The 21917-nt window shown below is 70.2% G+C and carries 21 protein-coding genes; 11 read left to right on the top strand and 10 right to left on the bottom strand.

The window, feature by feature from the left end:
* Window positions 1-74: 74 nt before the first annotated feature.
* Both CCN37_RS23375 and lnt read right to left on the bottom strand, forming a co-directional pair.
* Entirely contained in the window at window positions 75-845 is a 771-nt protein-coding gene (locus tag CCN37_RS23375) for a polyprenol monophosphomannose synthase (protein WP_086824643.1), read from the bottom strand.
* 47 nt (window positions 846-892) lie between these two features.
* Window positions 893-2467, bottom strand: coding sequence for an apolipoprotein N-acyltransferase (gene lnt / locus CCN37_RS23370; RefSeq protein ID WP_168200816.1), 1575 nt, complete (start codon window positions 2465-2467; stop codon window positions 893-895).
* Window positions 2468-2507: 40 nt separating this feature from the next.
* On the opposite strand from lnt, the gene CCN37_RS23365 reads away from it, so the two are divergent.
* On the top strand, window positions 2508-3356 hold the full coding sequence (locus CCN37_RS23365; RefSeq protein WP_086824641.1) for an SDR family oxidoreductase: 849 nt from the start codon (window positions 2508-2510) through the stop codon (window positions 3354-3356).
* Window positions 3357-3769: 413 nt separating this feature from the next.
* A complete protein-coding gene (locus CCN37_RS23360) occupies window positions 3770-4051 on the top strand; it encodes a hypothetical protein (protein WP_086824639.1) in 282 nt (93 codons plus the stop codon).
* On the opposite strand, the gene CCN37_RS23355 is transcribed toward CCN37_RS23360, so the two are convergent.
* The 3 genes from CCN37_RS23355 to CCN37_RS23345 form a co-directional block, all read right to left on the bottom strand.
* On the bottom strand, window positions 4026-5390 hold the full coding sequence (locus CCN37_RS23355; protein ID WP_086824637.1) for a cation:proton antiporter: 1365 nt from the start codon (window positions 5388-5390) through the stop codon (window positions 4026-4028). The genes CCN37_RS23360 and CCN37_RS23355 overlap by 26 nt on opposite strands.
* An 85-nt stretch (window positions 5391-5475) precedes the next feature.
* The gene (locus tag CCN37_RS23350) at window positions 5476-7587 is read right to left on the bottom strand and encodes an AfsR/SARP family transcriptional regulator (protein ID WP_168200815.1); all 2112 of its coding nucleotides are present in this window, start codon (window positions 7585-7587) and stop codon (window positions 5476-5478) included.
* Between the two features lie 256 nt (window positions 7588-7843).
* Complete coding sequence (locus CCN37_RS23345) at window positions 7844-8080, bottom strand: hypothetical protein (protein ID WP_086824633.1); 237 nt, start codon at window positions 8078-8080, stop codon at window positions 7844-7846.
* Between the two features lie 181 nt (window positions 8081-8261).
* Between CCN37_RS23345 and CCN37_RS23340 the strand changes: the two genes are divergently transcribed.
* From CCN37_RS23340 to CCN37_RS23315, 6 genes are read left to right on the top strand one after another with little or no spacing between them, the layout of a single operon-like run.
* Window positions 8262-10124, top strand: coding sequence for an acyl-CoA dehydrogenase (locus CCN37_RS23340; protein ID WP_086824631.1), 1863 nt, complete (start codon window positions 8262-8264; stop codon window positions 10122-10124).
* A gap of 19 nt (window positions 10125-10143) precedes the next feature.
* Window positions 10144-11322, top strand: a complete 1179-nt coding sequence (locus CCN37_RS23335; protein ID WP_086824629.1) for an acyl-CoA dehydrogenase family protein — start codon at window positions 10144-10146, stop codon at window positions 11320-11322.
* The gene (locus tag CCN37_RS23330; protein ID WP_086824627.1) at window positions 11322-12281 is read left to right on the top strand and encodes a methylthioribose-1-phosphate isomerase; all 960 of its coding nucleotides are present in this window, start codon (window positions 11322-11324) and stop codon (window positions 12279-12281) included. Before CCN37_RS23335 ends, CCN37_RS23330 begins: the two co-directional genes overlap by 1 nt.
* Complete coding sequence (gene mtnC, locus CCN37_RS23325; RefSeq protein WP_086824625.1) at window positions 12278-12985, top strand: acireductone synthase; 708 nt, start codon at window positions 12278-12280, stop codon at window positions 12983-12985. Before CCN37_RS23330 ends, mtnC begins: the two co-directional genes overlap by 4 nt.
* A complete protein-coding gene (mtnB, locus tag CCN37_RS23320) occupies window positions 12985-13593 on the top strand; it encodes a methylthioribulose 1-phosphate dehydratase (RefSeq protein WP_086824623.1) in 609 nt (202 codons plus the stop codon). Before mtnC ends, mtnB begins: the two co-directional genes overlap by 1 nt.
* Window positions 13590-14171 (top strand): acireductone dioxygenase, encoded by a 582-nt coding sequence (locus CCN37_RS23315; protein ID WP_086824621.1) that lies wholly within the window; start codon window positions 13590-13592, stop codon window positions 14169-14171. Before mtnB ends, CCN37_RS23315 begins: the two co-directional genes overlap by 4 nt.
* On the opposite strand, the gene CCN37_RS23310 is transcribed toward CCN37_RS23315, so the two are convergent.
* Window positions 14157-14798: a TetR/AcrR family transcriptional regulator gene (locus CCN37_RS23310; protein ID WP_246843245.1), complete on the bottom strand. Its 642-nt coding sequence runs from the start codon at window positions 14796-14798 to the stop codon at window positions 14157-14159. The genes CCN37_RS23315 and CCN37_RS23310 overlap by 15 nt on opposite strands.
* A gap of 73 nt (window positions 14799-14871) precedes the next feature.
* Between CCN37_RS23310 and CCN37_RS23305 the strand changes: the two genes are divergently transcribed.
* Complete coding sequence (locus CCN37_RS23305; RefSeq protein ID WP_086824619.1) at window positions 14872-16416, top strand: ABC-F family ATP-binding cassette domain-containing protein; 1545 nt, start codon at window positions 14872-14874, stop codon at window positions 16414-16416.
* Here the strand turns inward: CCN37_RS23305 and CCN37_RS23300 are convergent.
* The 4 genes from CCN37_RS23300 to CCN37_RS23285 form a co-directional block, all read right to left on the bottom strand.
* Entirely contained in the window at window positions 16404-17102 is a 699-nt protein-coding gene (locus tag CCN37_RS23300) for a CoA-transferase subunit beta (protein ID WP_086824617.1), read from the bottom strand. The two genes, CCN37_RS23305 and CCN37_RS23300, sit on opposite strands and share 13 nt — an antisense overlap.
* Window positions 17099-17896, bottom strand: a complete 798-nt coding sequence (locus tag CCN37_RS23295) for a CoA transferase subunit A (protein ID WP_086824615.1) — start codon at window positions 17894-17896, stop codon at window positions 17099-17101. Before CCN37_RS23295 ends, CCN37_RS23300 begins: the two co-directional genes overlap by 4 nt.
* Window positions 17897-18036: 140 nt before the next feature.
* Window positions 18037-18792, bottom strand: coding sequence for a phytanoyl-CoA dioxygenase family protein (locus CCN37_RS23290; protein ID WP_086824710.1), 756 nt, complete (start codon window positions 18790-18792; stop codon window positions 18037-18039).
* A 36-nt stretch (window positions 18793-18828) separates the two neighbouring features.
* Window positions 18829-19647, bottom strand: coding sequence for an AraC family transcriptional regulator (locus CCN37_RS23285; protein WP_143261765.1), 819 nt, complete (start codon window positions 19645-19647; stop codon window positions 18829-18831).
* 275 nt (window positions 19648-19922) lie between these two features.
* Here CCN37_RS23285 and CCN37_RS23280 point away from each other — a divergent pair, with 275 nt between their 5' ends.
* Both CCN37_RS23280 and CCN37_RS23275 read left to right on the top strand, forming a co-directional pair.
* Window positions 19923-20963: a serine protease gene (locus tag CCN37_RS23280; RefSeq protein ID WP_086824611.1), complete on the top strand. Its 1041-nt coding sequence runs from the start codon at window positions 19923-19925 to the stop codon at window positions 20961-20963.
* 3 nt (window positions 20964-20966) lie between these two features.
* Window positions 20967-21872 carry a hypothetical protein gene (locus tag CCN37_RS23275; protein WP_143261764.1) on the top strand — a complete coding sequence of 302 codons (906 nt, stop codon included), beginning with the start codon at window positions 20967-20969 and terminating at the stop codon, window positions 21870-21872.
* The last annotated feature ends 45 nt before the right edge of the window (window positions 21873-21917 follow it).

Genomic DNA, 21917 nt, shown 5'->3' with positions numbered 1-21917 from the left:
CCGTCAGCGCGCACGTAAGAAGGGCCGTCCGGATCTCCCGCCCGGACGGCCCTTTCGCGTGCCTGGAAGAACTCTCAGGACCTGGTGAACAACCGCTTCACCTGGGAGGCGCGGTGCTTGATGCCCCACTGCGCGACGCGGAAGAGCGCCTCGCCGATGATGCCGCCGCCCATCTTGGAGACGCCGATCTCGCGCTCCACGAAGGTGATCGGCACCTCGGCCACCCGGAAGCCCGCGAGCACGGTGCGCCAGGCCAGGTCGATCTGGAAGCAGTAGCCCAGCGAGTCCACGTCGGTCTGGGTGATCTTCTCCAGCGCCTCGCGGCGGTAGGCCCGGAAGCCAGCCGTGATGTCGTTGATCCGCGCGCCGAGCGCGACCTTGGCGTAGGTGTTTGCCACCTTCGACAGCACCCAGCGCCGCTTCGGCCAGTTCACCACCTTGCCGCCGGGGATGTAGCGGGAGCCGATCACCAGGTCGGCGTCGCTGAGCGCCTCCAGCAGGCGGGGCAGGTCCTCCGGCGCGTGCGAGCCGTCGGCGTCCATCTCCACGATCACGCCGTAGTCGCGTTCGAGGCCCCAGCCGAAGCCCGCGATGTAGGCGGCGCCGAGCCCGGCCTTCTCGGTGCGGTGCATCACGTGCACGCGCTCGTCCTCGGCGGCGAGCTTGTCGACGAACTCGCCGGTGCCGTCGGGGCTGCCGTCGTCCACCACCAGCGCGTGGGTCTCGGGGAGCGCCTTGTGCAGCCGCTCGATGATGCGACCGATGTTCTCCCGCTCGTTGTACGTGGGGATCACCACCAGCACCCGGCCGAGATCTCCGTCGACGCTGTCGCGCTGGTCCGACATCCGCTTCCTCCCCGCCGGGGACCCCGGCGTTTCCCTGTCGTGCTCCACTAGCCGTCCGACCCGGTCCGCGTGGCGCGACGGCGCCGCAGCGCCACCGCCGCGCTCAACAGCAGCGCCGCCAGAGCGATGGCCACCGCGGTCCCCTGCGGCCAGCCACCGAGCCGAGTGGCCAGCGTAGTCGTCGACCTCAGCGGGACCGCCGCCACTAGGACGTCCGAGGTGAACAGCTCAGCCCTGCGGGTGACGGAGCCGTCCGGCATGACCACCGCGCTGACCCCGCTGGTGGCGGTCACCAGCACCGCGCGGCCGTGCTCGACGGCGCGCATGCGGGACATCGCCAGCTGCTGCTCGGTCATCTCCGTGCGGCCGAACCAGGCGTTGTTCGTGGGCACGACCAGCAGCTGAGCGCCGGCCCTCGCGGCCTCGCCGAGCACGCCGTCGTAGGCCACCTCGTAGCAGATGCCCACCCCCACCGGCACCTTCCCGACCTGCTGGAAGCTGGTTCCGGTGCCCGGGGTCATGTCGCGGAAGCCGTCGACGAAGGGCGTGAAGAACCGGGCCGCCGCGCGCAGCGGCACGTACTCGGAGAACGGGACCAGCTCCTGCTTGGCGTAGGTCTGACCGCGCCCGGTGGTCGGCGACCACACCACCGTGACGTTGCTGGTGGTGCCGTCGGGGTTGCTCAGCCGGGCTCCGATCAGCGCGGGCACGCCGAGCGAGCGCAGCACCTCGTCCAGCTCAGCGTCCTGGGCGGCCGAGCGCCCGAGGTCGGTGGCCGTCTCCGGCCAGACCACCAGGTCGGGCCGGGGCACGCGCTGCTCGCGGATGTCCTCGACGAGCTGCCGGGTGCGGGCGAGGTGGTTGGCGCGGATGTCGCCAATCTGCTCCATCAACGCGAGCCCCGCGTCCGGCGCGTTGCCCTGCACCATGGCCACGGTGATCGTGCCGTTCTGCGCGAGGACTCCGACGGACGGCCAGGTGATCAGGCCCGCCACCAGCGGGAACACCACCAGCGCGATCCAGGGGAGCCGCGCGCGGGCCACGGCGGCGAGCGCGCAGCCGGTGAGCACGACGGCGAAGCCCACCAGCGCTGAGCCGCCGATCGAGGCGAGCGCCAGGTAGGGGCCTTCCGGCTGGGTGAACGCCGCGCGGCCCCACGGGAAGCCGTTGAGCGGGAACGACGCGCGCAGCAGGTCGCCGGAGACGTAGACCGCGGCCATCCACACCGGGGCTCCGGGCAGCTTGCTGACCACCGCCATGCCGGTCGCGGCGACCGCGATCAGCAGGGCCTCGATCAGGCTCAGCGTCAGCCAGGGCCACGGGCCGAACGCCGAGCCCAGGAAGTGCTCCAGCCAGAACAGCAGCGGCAGCAGGTAGGCGAGACCGAAGAGGAGGCCGTAGCCGAATCCGGCCCGCGCGCGGCGCCCCCACAGGACGGCGGCGAGCAGCGCGAAGGCGATCGGGGCGAGCCACCACAGGTCGCGCGGCGGCGAACTGGCGTAGAGCAGTCCGCCCGCAAGGACCGAGCCCGCGGCGCGGAGCAGGACGGATCGCGGAGATCTCCGCCGGGCGGGCTCGGGGGCTGCGTGCTCAGGCTCGGGCGTCACGGCGGGGGCGACCACCGCACAACCCTACGTACCTCGTTCGTGTTTCACTTCGGGGGTGCGTATCGAGTCGGGTCAGGTAGCCGTCATCACCGGAGCCGCGCAGGGCATCGGAGCCGCGTTCGCCGCGGAGCTCACCGCACGCGGGCTCTCCGTGGTCCTGTTGGACCTGGTCCGGGAATCCGTCGAGCGGACAGCCGCTGAGCTGGGCGAACGCGCCGTCGCGGTGGCCGGTGACGTGAGCGAGCCCGAGGTGCTTGCCGATCTGGCGAAGCAGACGCTCGACCGCTTCGGCCGGGTCGACCTGGTGATCAACAACGCCGGGATCAGGGGCTCCGGCGAGCCGGTCTGGGAGATGCCCGCCGAGCAGTGGGACCGCGTGCTCGGGGTGAACCTGCTCGGCGTGGTCAACGGCATCCGCGCGTTCGTCCCGCACCTGATCGAGGCCGGTCGCGGGCACGTGGTGAACGTGGCTTCGCTGGCCGGGTTGTCGGGCGCGCCGAGGCAGAGCGCCTACGCCGCGAGCAAGCACGCCGTGGTCGCCGTCTCCGAGATCCTCGCCGGAGAGCTCGACCAGGTCGGCGCGGCCGTGGGGGTCACCGTGGCCTGCCCCGGTTTCGTGGACACACCGCTGGTCGCCGACCTGCTCGCCGCTCCGAAGGCCGAGCCCGGCTCCCAGGCCTACGAATCGCTCGCGCGCGGTCTGCCCGCCGGGCGCTCCGTCGAGGAGTTCCTCGAGCAGATGAGCGCTCTGGTGTCCACCGCCATCTCCGCGCCGACCGCCGTCGAGCGCATCCTGCGCGCCGTCGAGAACGACGAGCTGTACGCGCTGCCCAACGGCGACCTCGAGGACACCGCCCGCGACCGCGCCCACCGCGTGCTCAGCGCCCTCGAACGTGCTGAATGACTCGTTCAGTCCGTTGAGCGTGCTGAATGACTCGTTCAGCACGTTCAACCACCTCAATGACTCGTTCAGTCCGTTCAACCACATGAACGAGTCATTGAGGTGGCGTCCGAAGTACCTGAACGGCCCGTTCGGTGCGCCCAACTCCCCGAAGGACCCGTTCAGGACATCGCGGAGTACCTGAACGAGCCGTTCGCGCCCTGGCGGAGTACCTGAACGACCCGTTCAGTGCGCTGGCGTGCCCCGAACGGCCCGTTCAGTGCGTATGAAGTACCTCAACGGGCCGTTCGGGGAGTTCAAGTACCTGAAAGGGCCGTTCAGGGAGTTGAGGTATCTGAAAGGGCCGTTCAGGGAGTTGGGGTGGCGGGCGGCGTTGGCGGGCGTGGGCGTGGGGGCCGCGGACGTAGGATCGGGGTATGCGGCGGTGGTTGGCGGCCTTGGCGGTCGCGGTGGTCACGACCGGGGTGGGGATCGCGGTGAACGTCGCGACGGACCTCGGGTCGAACGTGTGGGCCTGGGTCGCGGTCGCGGTGCTGACGCTCGCCGCCGCCGGGATCGCGGTGTGGACGACACGACCGTCGACCACGCCAGCGTCAACAGAAAAGCACCAGCCGAGTGTGCGGAACACGGTCACCGGAGACGTCACGGGAACGGTGATCCAGGCGGGCACGATCAACGGGGACGTTCACCGCGGTTGAGCAGCTGCATCAGCGGACCGGTCGCGGCGGTCGTGATCAGCGCGATCAGCACCAGGATCGTGAAGCCGAGTTCGTTGACGAGCTGGTACTGAAGACCGATGGTGGCGACCACGAGCTCGGTGACGCCCCGGCAGTTCATCAGCGTGCCGATCGTGAGCGCGTCCTTGGTCGGCATCCCGGCCAGCTTCGCCCCGCCACCGGCGCCGACGAACTTGGCGACCGAGGCGACCAGCAGCAGGCCGAGGAACAGCAGCCACGGCCCGGCGCCGCTGAGCAGGCCGAGCGAGGTGCTGAGGCCGACCCCGGCGAAGAACAGCGGCAGCAGGATGGTGACCGCGAAGCCCTGGAGCTGCTTGCTGATCCGCTCCACGGCGGCGGAGTCGCGGGGCACGACGACGCCGAACAGGAACGCGCCGATCACCGGGTGCAGGCCGATGACCTGACTCAGCGAGGCGAAGCCGATGGCACCCGCCGCGAGCACGGGCAGCAGCAGCTGCTCCCCCGCCGGGGTCCGTTCGCAGCGGCGCACCACGGCGGCCAGCGCGGGGCGCACGCAGAGCACGGTGACGAGGATGAACGCGACGGCCATGCCGACGACGGCCTCCACCGAACCGCTGCCGCTGAGCCCGGTCAGCGCCAGCAGCACGGTCAGCGCCGCCCACGCCAACCCGTCACCGACGGCCGCGCAGGTCAGCGCGAGCCTGCCGATCACGGTGTCGTCCAAGCGCAGGTCGACGAGGATGCGCGCGAGGACGGGCAGGGCGGTGATGGCCATGGCCAGCCCGAAGAACAGCACGTAGGCGCCGGAGCTGCCGAACCGCCCGGAGAGCATGCCCTCGGCGGCGATCGCCACGCCGACGCCCGCGACGAACGGCAGGCCCATGCTGCCGGCCACGGTGATCCACACGGTCTTCTGGTGCCTGCGCACCTCGTCCAGCCGCAGTTCGCAGCCGAGCAGGAACATGAACGTCACCAGGCCGAGCTGCGCGGTGACCTGGAGCGTGGAGAGCACTTCGGCCGGGAACAGCCAGGTGCGCCCGGACGGCCAGAGCGCGCCGAACACCGAGGGGCCGAGCAGGAGCCCACCGAGGATCTCGCCGACGACCGGGGGCTGGCCGAACTTGCCCAGCAGCGCGGCGATCAGGTGGCAGACCAGCACGATCACCGCGACCGCGAGCAGGAAGCGGGCGATCGGGTCGAAGCCGCCGTGCGGGCCGGTCTCGCCGCTGAACAGCTCGGGCCCCCACACGGCCAGCACCAGGCCGAGCGCGATGAGGCTGCCGACCGCGCCGAGCGGGACAGCGTGCCGTCGTGCCTTCTTGCCCGCTTCCAGCGTCATCTTGAGTCCGTTCGCCAGGGTGGTCGTCGCCGATCCACCCTGGCGAAGGCCGGTTTCTTCCCGTTATCGCCGCGCTAAGCGGTGCTCAGGAAGCCAGCGCGCCATCGAGCTTCTGCGCGCACGTGGCCAGGTTCCACGCGTAGAGCACCAGTCCCATCCCCGTGGACTGGTGCACGACCGCGTGCAGCGCCTCGTGCTCGATCTCCAGCCACCGCAACGGGTTCTCGGCGAGCGCGGCGATCTCCTCCTGCGAGAGCCACCTGCCGAGCTGGTCGGTGGCCACGGTCGCGGCGCCCTCAGCCAGTTCGGCGGCGGCACCGGCCAGTTCCAGCCACGCGGCGAAGGCGCGCTCGCACGCGGCCGTGCGCTCCAGCGGGGCCTCCTGCACCAGCGCGCGCTCGCGGGCGAACACGCGCGGCAGCCGGGCGAGCCGGTAGCGCACCGAATCGTCCACTGTGGACCGTTCGACGTCGAGCACGTTGGCTTCGAGCAGTTCTTCCAGCCACGCCTCGGCCTCGGGAACCTGGCAGTCCAGCAGCGCGGCGCCCACCCACGCGGCGAAGTGCGGCACGTCAAGGGTTCCGAGCCCTCGGTAGAGCCGCGCGGCTTCCGGGGAGAGCCGCTGGTAGCTGGACTCGAAGGCCGCGCGCAGACCGCCGCGCTCGTCGCAGCTCAGCTCGTCCAGCCTGCGCCGCTCGTCGGTCAGCATCCGCACCAGGCGCTCGACGCTCCAGTGCGGTTTGGCCAGCAGTCGCGTGGTCGCCACGCTCAGCGCCAGCGGGAGGCCGTCGCACAGCTCAGCCAGCTCGGCGGCGTTCTCCGGCGCGAGCACCGGGAGGGCGCGGCGCACGAAATCCACGGACTCCTCGGTGCTGAACGGTTTCAGCCGCACGCGCACGGAGCTCGCGCCGCCGACCAGTTCGGGCAGCTGGTCCCGGCCGGTCACCACGACGCAGCACTCGCGAGTGCCCGGCAGCAGGGGCCGGACCTGCGCGTAGGAGGCGGCGTTGTCGAGCACCACGAGCACACGTTTGCCCGCGAGGAGGCTGCGGTAGAGCGCGGCGCGCTCGCCCAGCTCGACGGGCAGCTCCGCGTCCGCGACACCGAGCGCGCGCAGGAATCCGGCGAGCACTTCCGAGGACGACAGCGGCGCCCGGTCGCGGTCGTGGCCGCACAGGTCGACGAAGAGCTGGCCGTGCGGGAAGCGCTCGGCGACGCGGTGTGCCCAGTGCAGCGCCAGCTCGGTCTTGCCGACGCCGGGCATCCCGGTCAGGTAGCCCACCGGGAGCACGGAACCCTTGCCGCTCCAGGGGACCAGACCATCCAGAGTGGACAGTTCGGCGGTTCGGCCGGTGAAGCGCGCGGTGCTCGGCGGCAACTGGGCCGGCACCACCCGCGCCTCGGCCCGCACCGCCGGCTTCGCGACGGGGACCGGGGTGAGCACCGGGTCGTCGGCCAGGATCGCCTCGTGCAGCTCCCTGAGCACCTTGCCGGGCTCCAGGCCCAGCTCGTCGATCAGCAGCGAGCGCCCCTCGCGGAAGCTCTCCAGCGCCTCGGCGCGCCTGCCGGAGCGGTACTGCGCCAGCATCAGGTGCGCCCGGACCTGTTCGCGCAGCGGGTGCTGCCGCAGCAGCCCGGTCAGCTCGCCGATCAGCTCGCGGTGCTCGCCCTCGGCCAGGCGCAGCGCCGCGCTCTGCTCGTAGGCGGTCAGCCGCAGTTCCTCCAGCCGCGCCGCGGCCGACTCGGCGAAGCGCCCGCTCACCCCCGAGAGCGCGGGCCCGCGCCAGCGAGCGAGCGCGGCGGCGAAGGCGCGCACGGACTCGGCGTACTGGCCTTCCTGCTCCAGGCGCTGCGCCTGGTCGAGCTGCCGCTCGAACTCGCGGGCGTCGATGTCGTGCGCCTGCGGCAGCAGCAGGTAACCGGGCGCCCTGGTCAGGATGACGTCATCGGCGCAGCCGGCCGCCTTGAAGGTCTTGCGCAGCCCGGCGACGCAGATGGCGATCTGCGTCCGCCCGGTCGCGGGCGGACGGTCGTCCCAGACCGCCTCGACGAGGCTGTCCACGGAGACGACCCGGCCCGGACTGAGCAGCAGCATGGCCAGCACGGTGCGTTGCCGCTGGCCGCTGATCGGAACGGGACCGGCCTCCGACCGCACTTCGAGCGGTCCGAGCACGGTGAATTCCAAGCGGTCGCCCATTGAACCCCCAGTTCTCGGGAAACCTGATGTGTGCGCATGCAGTGAACCATGTTCGGGTTGTCCGAAATAGGGGTTCTGCAACCGCGTTCCGGAACCTGTTCTGGTAACGGTTACACACATTCCGAGCTGGCCCTACCTCGCGATCACAACGGTACCGAGATCTGCCGCGAGCACAGTTCCGGACAGAAAACCAGATATTGAATTCTCCGATATCCTGCGACCTTTCGGCCCAACGGGCTCGGCCGATCCGCGTGCGTCACACCGGTTGTTCCAGCAGCCGTTGGATCTCGGTCACCGTGCGGTTCACCTGCGTCAGCTCGGCGCGCAGGGCGTGTCCGCGCTCGGCGGAGCGCTCGCGGACCCTGTCGTACTCAGCGCGCACGGCCACTCGCTGCCGGTGAATGCGCAGCAGTCGTTCCACGATCCAGACCGAGGCCGCTCCGGCGAACAGCGCCAGGGCCGTGCGCGTGATCTCGTTGCCCTCCTGAGGCACAGCCTTCTCCTTGCCTCGTGCGCCGGCTGCCGACGCGGTGAACGGGGCGAAAAGTTATCAACTCGTATTTTCGGGCCGATATCACCATGACACTTGTCATCAGTTTCGGAAGCGATAACCAAATGAAAGGGGTGCGGCGCTAGGCTGCGGATCGGCCGGTCTCGGGGCAAGCTTCCGCACCATGAGCGACAGCACGGGCAACGACACGCTCCGGACACTGCTCGACGGCAGGTGGGTGGATCTGCGCGAGCGCACCCGCAAGCGGCTCGGCGTCCTGGAGGCGCCCGCACCCGGGCTGAGCCGCGAGGAGCACCGCGAGCACGTGCTGCGCCAGCTGCGGGTCCTGGCCTCCTCCGGGCACTCCAGCGTCGGTTTTCCCGTGCGCCACGGCGGTGACGGCGACTTCGGCGGCTCGGTGGTGGCCTTCGAGATGCTGGGCTTCGGCGACCTCTCCCTGATGGTCAAGGCGGGCGTGCAGTGGGGCCTGTTCGGCGGCGCGGTGCAGGCCCTGGGCACCGAGGCGCACCACGAGCGGTACCTGCGCGAGATCGTCGAGCTGGACCTGCTGGGCTGCTTCGCGATGACCGAGTCCGGCCACGGCTCCGACGTCCAGCACCTCACCACGACCGCCACCTACGACGCGGACACCGGCGAGTTCGTGGTGCACACGCCGAACGTGCACGCGCGCAAGGACTACATCGGCAACGCGGCGCGTGACGGCCAGGTCGCCGTGGTGTTCGCGCAGTTGATCACGGGCGGCGAGGGGCACGGCGTGCACGCGCTGCTCGTGCCGATCCGCGAGCCGAACGGGTCGGCGCGCGCGGGCGTGACGATCGAGGACTGCGGCGAGAAGGCCGGGCTCAACGGCGTGGACAACGGGCGGCTGAGCTTCGACAACGTGCGCGTGCCGCGCGAGGCGCTGCTGGACCGCTACGGCCGCGTTGCCGAGGACGGCACCTACTCCAGTCCGATCGACGGCACCGGCAAGCGGTTCTTCACGATGCTGGGCACGCTCGTGCGCGGTCGGGTCAGCGTCGCGGGCGGCGCGCTGAGCGCGACGAAGAAGGCGCTGACGATCGCGGTCCGCCACGGCGACACGCGCAAGCAGTTCACCAAGCCCGACGGCACCGAGGTCCCGGTCCTGGACTACCTCGCCCACCAACGCCGACTGCTGCCCGCGCTCGCGACGACCTACGCGCTGAACTTCGCGCAGGAAGAGCTGGTCAGCGAGCTCCACGCGGTGTTCGGTGGTGACGCGAGCGACGACCAGAGGCAGCGTGAACTGGAGTCACAGGCGGCCGGGCTGAAAGCGATGTCCACCTGGCACGCCACGCGGACGATCCAGACCTGCCGGGAGGCGTGCGGCGGGGCGGGCTACCTGGCCGAGAACCAGTTGCCGCAGCTCAAGGCCGACACCGACGTGTTCACCACGTTCGAGGGCGACAACACGGTGCTGCTCCAGCTCGTGGCGAAGGGCCTGCTCACCGGCTACCGGGACCACGTCGGCGACCTCGACACGCTCGGCATGGCGCGCTTCGTGGCGACGCAGCTCGTCGGCGCGGTGATCGAACGGACTCCCGTGCGAGCGCTGCTCGGCGGCGACGTGCGCGACCGCGCCTGGCAGCTGAAGCTGTTCACCGACCGCGAGGAGCACGTGCTCGACGGCCTGGTGCGACGGCTGCGCAACGCGGGCGAGGACAACGCGTTCGAGGTGTTCAACAACGCGCAGGACCACGTGCTGCGCGCGGCGCGGACGCACGTGGACCGGATCGTGCTGGAGGCGTTCGTCGCGGCGATCGACCGCTGCCCGGACAGCGCCACCGCCGAGCTGCTGGACCGCGTCTGCGACCTGCACGTGCTGGCCAACGTCGAGGAGGACCTGGCGTGGTTCCTCGGGCACGGCAGGCTCACCACCGCGAAGGCGAAGTCGATCACCAGCGAGGTCAACTCGGTGTGCGCCGAACTGCGCCCGCGCGCCGCTGAGCTGGTCGAAGCGTTCGGCGTTCCCATGGAGTGGATCACAGCGCCCATCGCGCGGCGCTGAAGCTGGCAAAGTACGCCGTATGAGTGCTGTGTGGACAACCGTCGCCGAGGAGGTCGCGGCCAAGCTCCGCGAGGACGCCGCCCAGCGGGATCGCGGTGGCGCCGCGCCCGATGCGGAGATCGAGCTGCTGCGGGCCTCCGGGCTGCTCAGCGCGTTCATCCCGGAGGAGCTGGGCGGCGGTGACGGCGACCCCGCGACCGCCGACGCCGTCACGCGGGTCATCACCGCGGCCGACGCGTCCCTCGGCCACCTGCTCGGTTACCACTACCTGCACATTTGGCGCTCCGAGCTCTTCCCCGACGCCGATCGGGCTACCCGCCTGCGCCGGGAGACCGCGGCGAACCAGTGGTTCTGGGGCGGTGTGGCCAACCCGCTGGACGCGGCGCTGGAGCTGACGCCGACCGACGACGGCTTCCTGCTCAACGGCCGCAAGACCTTCGCGTCCGGGGCGAGCGTCGCCGACCGGCTCGTGGTGAGCGGGACGAGGACCGACACCGGCGAGAAGCTGACCTTCACGATGGACGCGCGCGCGAGCGGCGTGAAGTACCTGGGCGACTGGGACAACATCGGCCAGCGGCTCACCGAGAGCGGCGGTGTGGTGTTCACCGACTCGCCGGTCGCGGCCGACGACGTGCTGGGCGTGCACCCGACGTCCGAGGAAGAGGACTCGCCGGAGGCGCTGCGGCTGTCGCTGGCGCAGATCGCGTTCCAGGCCGTGCTGTCGCAGCTGCACGTCGGCATCGCGGAGGGCGCGCTGGAGCAGGCCGCCGAGTACACGCGGACGATGTCGCGGCCGTGGTTCCTCTCCGGCGCCGAGAAGGCGAGCGACGACCTGTACGTGCTGGTCGGCTACGGCGAGCTGGTCGCGTCCACGGAGGCGGCCGGACTGCTCGCCGACCACGCCAGCGCGATGCTGCACGCGGCGGCGGCCGAGCCCGAGCTGACCCCGGAGCTGCGCGCGGCGGCGGCGCTGACGATCTCCTCTGCGAAGGTCGTCTCGACGCGGGTGGTCAACGAGGTCACGTCGAAGATCTTCGAGTTCGTCGGCGCGCGGGCGACCTCGTCGAAGTACGGCTTCGACCGGTTCTGGCGCAACGCCCGCACGATCACGTTGCACGACCCGGTGAGCTACAAGGCCCGCGAGCTGGGCGCGCACCTGTTGACCGGCGAGCTGCCGCCGATCACGGGCTACAGCTGATGCTTCCCGAGATTGCGCACAGCGTTCGCCTCACCGCGGACGCTGTGCTCATCCTGGATCGCCGCAAGCTCCCGTTGGAGCGCGAGTGGGTGCGCTGCGAGACCGTCGCCGAGGTCGCCCGGGCGATCGAGGACATGGTCACGCAGTCCTCCGGCCCGTACTTCGCCGCGTTGTACGGCATGGTGCTCGCGGCGCGCGCCGGGGAAGACCTCGAAGCCGCCGGGCAGTTGCTGGTGAACACCAGGCGCACCAACAACCACCTCCGCAAAGCAGTCCACTGTGTACTGTCCACTTCGGACAGATCGGTTGCCGGGGTGCTCGCGGCGGCCGAGGCCGGTGACGAGCTGTACCGCTCGCGGAGCCGGTCCCTGGCCGAAGCGGCGGCGGCGCTGCTTCCGGACGGCGCGCGGGTGCTCACGCACTGCTGGGCGGACATCTACCTCATCGAGCTGGTGGTCGCGCTTCGCAAGGCGGGCAAGGACTTCAGCTTCACCTGCACGGAAACCCGGCCGTACCTCCAGGGCGCGCGGCTGACCGCGCCGACGCTCGCGGAGATGGGCGTGGACACCACGCTCGTCACCGACGGCATGGGCGCGGCGCTCATCGGGGACGGCCGCGTGGACGCTCTGGTGACCGCGGCCGATCGGGTCACCATGGACGGCCACGTGGTCAACAAGGTCGGCACGCTCGGCCTCGCCGCGACCGCGCACGCGTTCGAGGTGCCGTTCCACGCGCTCGTGCAGGCTCCGGACCAGGAGGTACCGAGTTCCAACTCGGTGCCGATCGAGTACCGCTCGGGCGACGATGTGCTGTCTTACAAGGTCTCCGGAGTGCGCGGTCTCTACCCCGCCTTCGACATCACTCCCCCGCGCCTGGTCACCACGATCGTGACCGATCGGGGCGCGTTCGCCCCGGCCGATGTCCACTCGTACTACGAAGAAGGAGAACAGAACCAGTGATCTCGCTGACCGCCCGGTGGGTCGTCGTGGACATCGAGGGCACGCTGACGCCCACCAGCCAGGTGCACGTGACCCTCTACGACTACGCGCGGCCCCGGCTCGGCCCGTGGATCGACGAGCACGGCGACGACCCGGTTGTGGCCGACGCGGTGGCGCAGATCCGTTCACTGAGCGGGCTTTCCGCCACTGCGACGACCGACGAGCTGGTCGCGGTGCTGCACGGCTGGATGGACGCCGACCAGAAGATCGCGCCGCTGAAGACCTTGCAGGGCCTGATCTGGCAGCGCGGGTACGCCATCGGCGAGCTGACCGCCGAGTTCTTCCCGGACGTGGCGAAGCGGCTGCGCGGGTGGAAGGCGGCGGGCCTGACGCTGGCGGTGTTCTCCTCCGGCTCGGTGCCGGGTCAGATCGCGTTCTTCTCCCGCACCACCGACGGCGACCTGCGCGAGCTGTTCGCGGCCCACTTCGACACGGTGAACGCGGGCCCGAAGAAGGAAGCCTCCTCGTACAAGGCGATCGCTGCGGCACTGGACGCGGTTCCCTCTGAAACCGTGTTCCTCTCCGACGTCCCGGCCGAGCTGCACGCGGCGGCCGAGGCGGGCTGGCAGACGGTCGGCCTGGCGCGTCCCGGCGAGCCGTTCGCCGACGCGGACTTCGCCCAGCACCCGGCGCTGGCTTCCCTCGAAGACGTGGAGATCTCCTGATGGAGGGGCTGCGCGAGGCCGGGCGGGCGCTGGCGGCGGAGTCCGCGCGCTACACCGCGCTCGGCTGGATGCGCGGCACCTCCGGCAACCTCTCCGTGCGGTTGGGTCGGAGTCCCTTGCGGTTGGCGGTCACCACCAGCGGCCTGGACAAGGGCGAGCTGACCGAGGACGACGTCGTGGTGGTCGACGCGGACGGCCGCGCGGTCGCCGACCAGCCGCACCCGGAGAAGGTGCCTTCGGCCGAAGCCGGTCTGCACGGCCGGATCGCGGCGGTGTCCGGGGCCGGGGCCGTGGTGCACGTGCACGTCATGGCGCCGGTGCTGGCGGCGGAGCGCTGGCCGGACGGGATCGAGCTGATCGACCTGGAGATGTTGAAGGGCTTCGGCCGCGCGGCGCACGATGACCTGGTGACGATTCCCGTGGTGCCCAACGGGCAGGACATGCGGGTGCTGGGCGATGCCTTCGAGAAGTCCTTCCGCGCCGACACCCCCGCGCTGGTCGTCGCGCGGCACGGGCTGTACGTGTGGGGTGCGGACCTGCTCCAGGCCCGGCACCGCGCGGAGTGCCTGGAATGGTTGCTGCGCTTCAAGGTGGAGAGTGAGCGATGACGCTGCTGACGGTCTGGCCGGACAACGACCCCGGCACGGTGGTGCTGCGCACCGAGGACGGCGCGGAGATCCAGTCCGAGCTGAAGCGGCTCGGCGTGCGGTTCGAGCGGTGGGACGTGGTGCCCGGCCTGCCCCCGACGCCGACCTCCGAGGAGGTGCTGGCCGCCTACCGGGAGAACGTGGACCGCGTGGTCGAGGCCGAGGGTTACGTGCTGGTCGACGCCATGCACATGACGCCCTCCGACGACCCGGCGTGGCGGGAGAACGCCGCCGCGGCAAGGAAGAAGTTCCTCGCCGAGCACACGCACGACGATGACGAGGACCGCTTCTTCGCGCGCGGCTCGGGCGTGTTCTACCTGCACATCGGCGATCATGTGTACGCGGTGTTCTGCGAGGCGGGCGATCTGCTGAGCGTGCCCGCGAACACCACGCACTGGTTCGACATGGGCACGCGGCCGGACTACGTGTCGGTGCGGTTCTTCCACGACGACGATGGGTGGGTCGGCAACTTCACCGGCAGCCCGATCGCCTCGCTGTTCCCGGACTACGACACGCTCGCGGCCTCACGCGCGCAGTGACGCCAGTCCGTCCATAAAGGACTCCAGCCCCTGCGCGAAGATCTCGTTCCAGTCCTCGGCGCGCAGGTGGCCGTTGTCCCTGAGGATCGGGTAGCCGTCGAGGTAGCCCTCGGGCAGCGGTCCGTCGTCGCCGTTCGCGACGGTCAGCGTGAGCGCTGAGCCCGTGACGTAGTTCGCCAGCCCGTGCGCGGCGGTGGCCAGCGCGCTCCCGCTGAAGCCGCCGCGCAGCAGGGCCGCGTACAGGAACTCCGTGCGCGCCAACACGTTCGGCCCGATCATCGGCCGCCCGACCAGCGCTGCCGACCACGGGTGCCGCAGCATCGCCCCGCGCCAGCCAGTGACCAGCGCGCGCACGTCGGCCCGCCAGTCCCCGCTCGGCTCCGGCAGCGCGACCTCGCCGAACACCGTGTCCAGCGCGAGGTCGAGCACGTCGTCCTTGGTGTCCACGTGCCAGTAGAGCGTGGTCGAGCCCGCGTCCAGGCGCTGCGCCAGCCGGCGCATGGTCAGCTTCGCCGCGCCCTCCTCGTCGAGCAGCGCGACCGCCTCTGCGACGATCTTTTCCCTGGTCAGGGGTGGTTCTTCGCGGGCAGCGCGGCGCGAGCGCAGCCAAACCGGCTTGTCCTTCACCCGGCAGACACTAGTACAGTGCACGAGCACTAGAACGTTGGACTAGTGCTCGAACACTGATCTAGGAGATCGTTTGGGACACGTCGAGGTCGATCACCTCACCCACGTCCTGCCTGACGGGCGACCGCTGCTGGACGAGGTGTCCTTCCGCGTCGGCGAGGGCGTCAAGGCCGCACTCGTCGGTCCGAACGGCGCGGGCAAGACCACGCTGCTGCGCCTGATCGCGGGCGAACTCCGGCCCGCTTCCGGCACCGTCACCAGTTCCGGCGGGCTCGGCGTGATGCGGCAGTTCATCTCCGGCTCCACCGTGCGCGAACTCCTGCTCGGCGTCGCGCCGCCCACGATCAGGGCGACCGCGGCCGCCGTCGCTCGATGTGAGGCTCAGCTGGACTCCGAGGCGGGTCAGCTCGCCTACGCGCAGGCGCTGAGCGATCACGTCGACGCGGGCGGCTTCGACATTGAGGTCGTGTGGGACGCGTGCGCGACCGCCTCTTTAGGACTGTCCTATTCGGACGTTCAAGGCCGGCCGGTGTCCACGTTGTCCGGTGGCGAGCAGAAACGCTTGGTGCTGGAGGCTTTGCTACGCGGCCCTGATCGCGTGCTGCTGCTCGACGAGCCTGACAACTACCTCGATGTCGCGGGCAAGGTGTGGTTGGAGGAGCAGTTGCGCGCCACTACGAAGACCGTGCTGCTGGTCTCGCACGACCGCCAGCTGCTCGCCAATTCCGCCGATCGCATCGTCACCGTCGAGTCTCGGACGGTCTGGGTGCACGGCGGCGGTTTCGCCTCCTACGCGCAGGCTCGCCGCGACCGTACTGACCGGCTCGACGAGTTGAAGCGCCGGTGGGAGGAGGAGCACGCGCGGCTCCGCCAGGCAGTGCACCTGTTGCGGCAGCGCGCCGTCAACAACGATTCCGTGGCTCCCGCGTACCGCTCCGCTCAGACCAAGCTCGCCCGCTTCGAGTCCGCCGGGCCACCCCAGCGCGCTCCGCGCGAACAGAACGTCCGGATGCGCTTGCGCGGCGGCAGAACGGGCAAGCGCGCGGTGACGTGCTCCGGCCTGGAGTTTCCCGGCCTGCTCAGGCCCTTCGACTTCGAGATGTGGTTCGGTGAGCGCGTCGCGGTGCTCGGCGCCAATGGCACCGGGAAGTCCCACTTCCTGCGCCTGCTCGCCGGAGAACCTTTGCCGCACAAGGGAACCGTGCAGCTCGGAGCGCGTGTTCGACCGGGCTTGTTCGTGCAGACGCACACTCGTCCTGATCTGCACGGTCGCTGTCCCGCTGACATCGTCATGTCGGAGTTCGCGTTGCCCCGCAACGATGCCATGGCCGCGCTCGCCCGCTACGAGCTCGCCCCGGCGGGTGCGCAGCGCTTCGAGACGTTGTCCGGTGGCCAGCAGGCTCGGTTGCAGATCCTGCTGCTGGAGTTGTCCGGTGCCACGTTGTTGTTGCTCGACGAGCCCACGGACAACCTCGATCTGGCCAGCGCTCAGGCCCTCCAGGACGGTTTGGAGTCCTTCGAGGGCAACGTGATCGCCGTGACGCACGACCGGTGGTTCGCCGCCGACTTCGACCGCCGCTTGATCGTCAACGAGGACGGCACCGTTCAGGACGCCTGATGCAGCGCCCGCAGCACGGCCAGCTCGCGCTCCGTCGGTGGCTCCGTCACGGCGACGGTGTCGGCCACCCGGAGGTCCCACCCCGTCGCGGCTTTGACCTGCTCCACGGTGACATTCGGGTGCACCGCGACGAGAACCAGCTCTCCGGTGTCGTCCGAGCGCAGCACGCCAAGATCCGTCAACACCACTCGCGGCCCCTTGACCACCGAGGTGACGAAGGACAGCTCCTCCACGAAGGCCCGCGTGTTGTGCCGCAACACCATGATCACTTCCTTGGCCGATGCGGCGATCTCCGGTGCTCCTCCGGCTCCTGGCAGGCGGACTCGCGGCTCGGCGTAGTCGCCGACCACCGTGGTGTTGAGCCTGCCGAACCGGTCGATCTGCGCCGCGCCGAGGAATCCCACGTCCACGCGCCCGGCCTGCAACCAGTAGTTGAAGATCTCCGGCACCGACACCAGCGCGTCGGCGGTGTCCGCGAGTTCACCGTCCCCGATGGACAGTGGAAGCCGCGTCGGTTTCGCGCCGATCGTCCCGGACTCGTAGATCAACACGCAGTTCGGCGCGTGCGTGGCCCTGGCCAGGTTCGCCGCCGCGCTCGGCAGTCCGATGCCGACGAAGCACAGGACTCCGTCGCGCAGCTCTCGTGCGGCGGCCACCGTCATGATCTCGTCCGTCGTCGCCGTCATCCCACGTGCTCCCGCATCCACGCCGCGAACGCGTCCCGGTCGCGGCTGATCGCGTCCCACTTCCGGTAGAAGTCGTTGTCCCGCTCGTAGTACCCGTGCGCATAGGAGGGGTAGGCGCCGCGCTCGACCTTCACGACCGCGTCCACCGCTATCGCCGGCAGCACCACTTGCCCGTGGTGCGGCTCGATCTCGTCGACGATCTCTTCGACCGTCACCAGGGCTCTCTTCGAGGCGAGCACGACTTCCTTCTGCACTCCCGTGATCCCCCAGAACGCCACGTTCCCGCGCCGATCCGCCTGCTGCGCGTGCACGATCGCCACGTCCGGGTTGAGCGCTGGCACCGCCGCGAGTTCTTCCCCCGTGAACGGGCACCGCACCGTCGCGATCGTCGGCGTCACGGCTGGCAGATCTGTGCCGATGTAGCCGCGCAGCACCGCGAACGGCAACCCCGAGGCTCCCGCGACGTACCGGTTCGCCATCCCCGCGTGACTGTGCTCTTCGATCTCCAGGCGGTGCGGGTACCCGTTCTCGATCGCGTCCCGGAACCGGTGCAACGACCCCACTCCGGGATTGCCGCCCCAGGAGAAGATGAGCTTGCGCGCGCACCCCGCTCCGATCAGCTGGTCGTAGACGAGGTCCGGCGTCATCCTGATCAGCGTCAGTTCCCGCCTGCGCTGCCGCACGATCTCGTGCGCCGCCGCCACCGGGATGAGATGGGTGAACCCTTCCAGCGCGACCGAATCCCCGTCCCGCACCAGTTCCGCGACCGCTTCGGCCAGCCCGCTCTCTCGCACGCCCCAACCCTCCCCGGTCGCTGGCGCGCCGTCCAATACCGTTCGCCTCGACTCCCCTACCTCGCGGATATGGCGGGGGTTAGGGGGTCTGAAGACGGACGAACCCCAGGAGGGCAGGGGCCTGGTGTCCCCGAAAAGGGTTACGCGGCGCCTTCCCAGGCCCACCGCGCCGGCATGACCGGACGTGGCTGGTACACGTTCACCCCCACCTCGCCGCGAAGGTGCAGTGCACTCGGGAACGGCTGCTCCGCGCTGGTGATCCGCGTGGACGTGGGGATGTACCGGATCGTCAAACCGCATCTCCGCTTCGGTGAGGTGTTGGCGTTGCTGCCGTGGACGATGTTGGGGTGGTGCGCCTCGACGTCCCCGGGGCTGAGCACGAGGTCGACGGCACGGGACTCGTCGACGGCGACGGTGGTCTCGGCGCCGAGGACGTTGTCGACGTCGGTGCGCTCGCGGGTGGCGCCGATGGCGGTGCGGTGCGAGCCGGGGATCACCCGCAGGCAGCCGTTGTCGGGGGTGGACTCGTCGACGGCGAGCCAGAGCGTGATCACGCGCATCGGGTCGAGCGGCCAGAAGGCGCCGTCCTGGTGCCAGAGCACGGCCTGGCCGGAGTACGGGGGCTTGCTGATGTAGTGCGAGGCGAACAGCGCGAGGTCCTCGCCGAGGAACGCCGAGGCGATGTCGAGCAGGCGCTCGTCGCTGATCAACCTGACCCAGAACGGGTCCCTGGCCACGAGCTCGTGGGAGAGCTGCTCGCCGCGCCGGTCGGGGTGCTCGCGGTGCAGCCAGTCGACGTGCTCACCGACTTCAGCCATGAGTGAAGGATCGAGGACCTCGCGGAAGACCGCGTAGCCTCTGTCCTCATAGGACAGCACTTCGGCGGCGTGGCTCATGGGGCCCATGCTGACGCAGGTGGGCGCGGGCGTGTGTCACCTGCTGCGCGAGAATCCGACTTTTCTTGACCTGTCGCGGTAGTCCCTCGGCGGGACGCCGTGCATCATCGCGAAGCGGCGCGAGAAGTACGTGACGTTGCCGTAGCCGCACCTCAGGGCGACCGTGGAGATCGAATCGCTGGTGCCGACCAGCAGTTGGCGCGCCAGCCGCATGCGACGTCTCTCGACCCACTGCGACGGGGTGAGCCCGAGGAACCTGCGCATGCTCCGGTCGAGGTGGCCGTGGCTGACCGCGGCGAGGGCGAGCAGCAGCGAGACGCCCTCGCTCCACCGGTCCCGCTCGCGGTCGAAACCGGCGCACGCCTCGCGCAGCCAGTCCGGCAGCGTGGCCGTCGCGGCGTGCCCGGCGAACAGCGGCAGCACCACCGAGGCGAAGCTCAGCAGGTCGAGCCCGGCGGGATCGCGCTCGCCGGAGCGGACGAGGTCGGTGAACGCCTCAGCGACCCCGGGCGCGCGCACGTGGACCTTCCCGCCGACGGAGCCGGACATGCCGGAGACGTCCAGCAGCGAACCCCACGTGGCGACGGGGACGGCGACGTTGACGTAGCTCAGCTCGTCGTCGGTGTGCACGGAGTGGGCCTCGCCGGGGTGCAGCAGGTAGAGGGTGTCGCGGACCATGCGCTCCGGCTGCTCGTCGAGCACGTGCACGCCGCCGTCCTCCAGCACGTACATCAGCTCGACGAAGTCGTGGTGGGTGTGCCGCTCGACCCGGTGCCGGGGCATGTCGATCAGGCGCGCGTGGTACGGGTCGCCGGGGGCGACCGTGGCGTACCTGATCGTCCACACGGCACTCACGGGCCGAGGGTAGCTCCGACGGCAACGACTTGGTCACGGTGACACCGAAGCGCCGAGAGCCCCGGCGCGCGCACCTCGACAATGCGGTCCGAAACCGCGGGGCCGCCCGCGACGTCGAACCCGGTGCCCTTCTCGGGTGAGGTTGGAGCCTCGGTGCGCCGTCCGGGTGAACGCGGTACTAGCCTGCCCGCGGGGACACGCCGGGTGAGCTGTGCGGACTGGGCGCTAACCTGCCTCATCGCAGTGCGAAAGACTTGAGTCGATCTGGGGGATTGATGCGACACCTGCGTACCGCGCTCGCGGTACTCGCCGCGATCACCGCGCTGGCCGCGTGCACGACGGCCCTGCCCGGAACACCGAAGGCCGGACCGTCGACGCGCAACATCGAGGAAGAGCTGGCCGGTACCAAGTCCAGCGACCTCCGCAAGGTGTTCACCAGCACCCCGCAGCAGGTCAACGACTACTGGAACAGCGACCGGATGAAGAGCGCGAAGCCGCGTCAGCCGCAGCCGGGCCAGACCACCGACGTGCCCAAGGACGAGCCGGTCGGCGTGGTGATCCACCCGACCACCGGGCCGGTCCCGCCGTCCAAGCCGCAGCCCGCCGACAACAGCGGTGGCATGTGGTCGAAGGCCGGGCTGAGCGGGAGCGCCAACGGCCGCTTGTACATGAGCTACGGCAACCAGAACTACGTCTGCTCGGGCCAGGTGGTGAACTCCGAGTCCGGGACCATCGTGGCCACCGCCGCGCACTGCATCTGGGACACCCACGAGGGCCGGGAGTGGGCGAGCAACGTCATGTTCGTCCCCGGTGACACCAACCGCTCCTCCCCGTACGGCAAGTGGGCCGTGGAGTCGATCTACGCGCCGATCGAGTTCCGCAGGGACGCCACGGACGGAGCGCGGGGAGCGCAGGGCACCGGCTGGTCCTACGACTACGCGTTCCTGCGGATGCGCCCGCTCGGCGGCAAGAACATCGAGGACGCGGTCGGCGGGCAGGGCATCGCCTTCGACACGAAGGCCGAGAGCATTCGCACGCTCGGCTACCCGGCGGGGCCGCCCTTCGACGGCAACACGATGCGCACGTGCTCCGCGCCGACCTACACCGAGAACCGGGCGCGCAACAACACGCTCTCGATCCCCTGCGTCATGACCGGTGGCTGCTCCGGCGGTGGGTGGTTCACGCGCTTCAACGACAGCACGGGCGCGGGGTACATGATCTCCAGCCACTCCACGGGCAACGACGTCACCGCGTGGGGCGCGGTGATGGGCAAGATCGCCTACAACCTCTACAAGAGCGCCGACTCGGGGGCATGACCGATGCGCACTAACCGACTGACCGCACTGGTGGCGCTGGCCGCGACCGCGCTGCTGCTCGCGGGCTGCGGGCAGAAGATCACCCCGTCCGCGCGCGCCGACGACGCGGAGGTCGCGGCGTTCAACGCGGGCCGCTTCGACGAGGCCTACGCGAAGCTGGACGAGCAGTTCACCAAGCCGAGGGACCAGAAGTCCACGATCTCCACGCTGGGCGCCTTCGCGGGCAAGAAGGCGCTCAAGGAGATCGACATCGTCTGGTACCAGGCGGCGGACAAGGGTAAGCCGGAACCGCCCGCGATCTTCACCAAGTCCAGGACGACCAAGGAGACCAACGACAACTACGACGTCTACCACCCCAGCGGCTCCGAGCGGGACTACGCGCTGCTGGGCGCGCGGTTCAAGGACCTCGCGCCGACGCCGTGGGTGTCCTACCCGACGTTCGCGCCGAAGAAGGGCTTCAACGTCTGCGCGATCGCGGGCATCCAGACGGTGTGCGCGATGCAGGACGCGATCAAGCTGACGCAGAAGAACGCGCAGAACGTTTTCAAGCGCTACAAGGAGCAGGCCGACGGCAGCACGGTGCTGGAGACCGGCGTGACGCTGAAGGCGTTCGTCGAGGGCCGCGTCCTGTTCTTCCCCGAGGACCTGCGCAAGCAGTTCCCGCAGTCGATGATGGACTCCTTCATCCCGACCAAGATCACCGTCGCGCCGGGCGGGGACCTGAAGTCGATCACGATGAACGCCGCCCTGGAGAAGGAGGGCAAGAAGCTGGAGATCGCCATCGCCTACGAGGTCACGGGCAAGAGCGCGGCCAAGGACTTCCCGCCGCCGATCTCCGACTTCGACGTCACCGCGCTCGGTACCGAGGCCGCGCGCAAGGAGTTCCTGGACAAGGTCGCTGCGCGATAAAGCACTGCGGCGCGCTACACCACCGCAGCGTGATGAGCGGCACCG

Origin of the sequence: Allokutzneria sp. NRRL B-24872 (assembly GCF_002155965.1) — a bacterium.
Lineage (GTDB): Bacteria > Actinomycetota > Actinomycetes > Mycobacteriales > Pseudonocardiaceae > Allokutzneria.
Note: the sequence above shows the minus strand (reverse complement) of the source record. Positions and strands in the feature narration are given on the sequence as shown.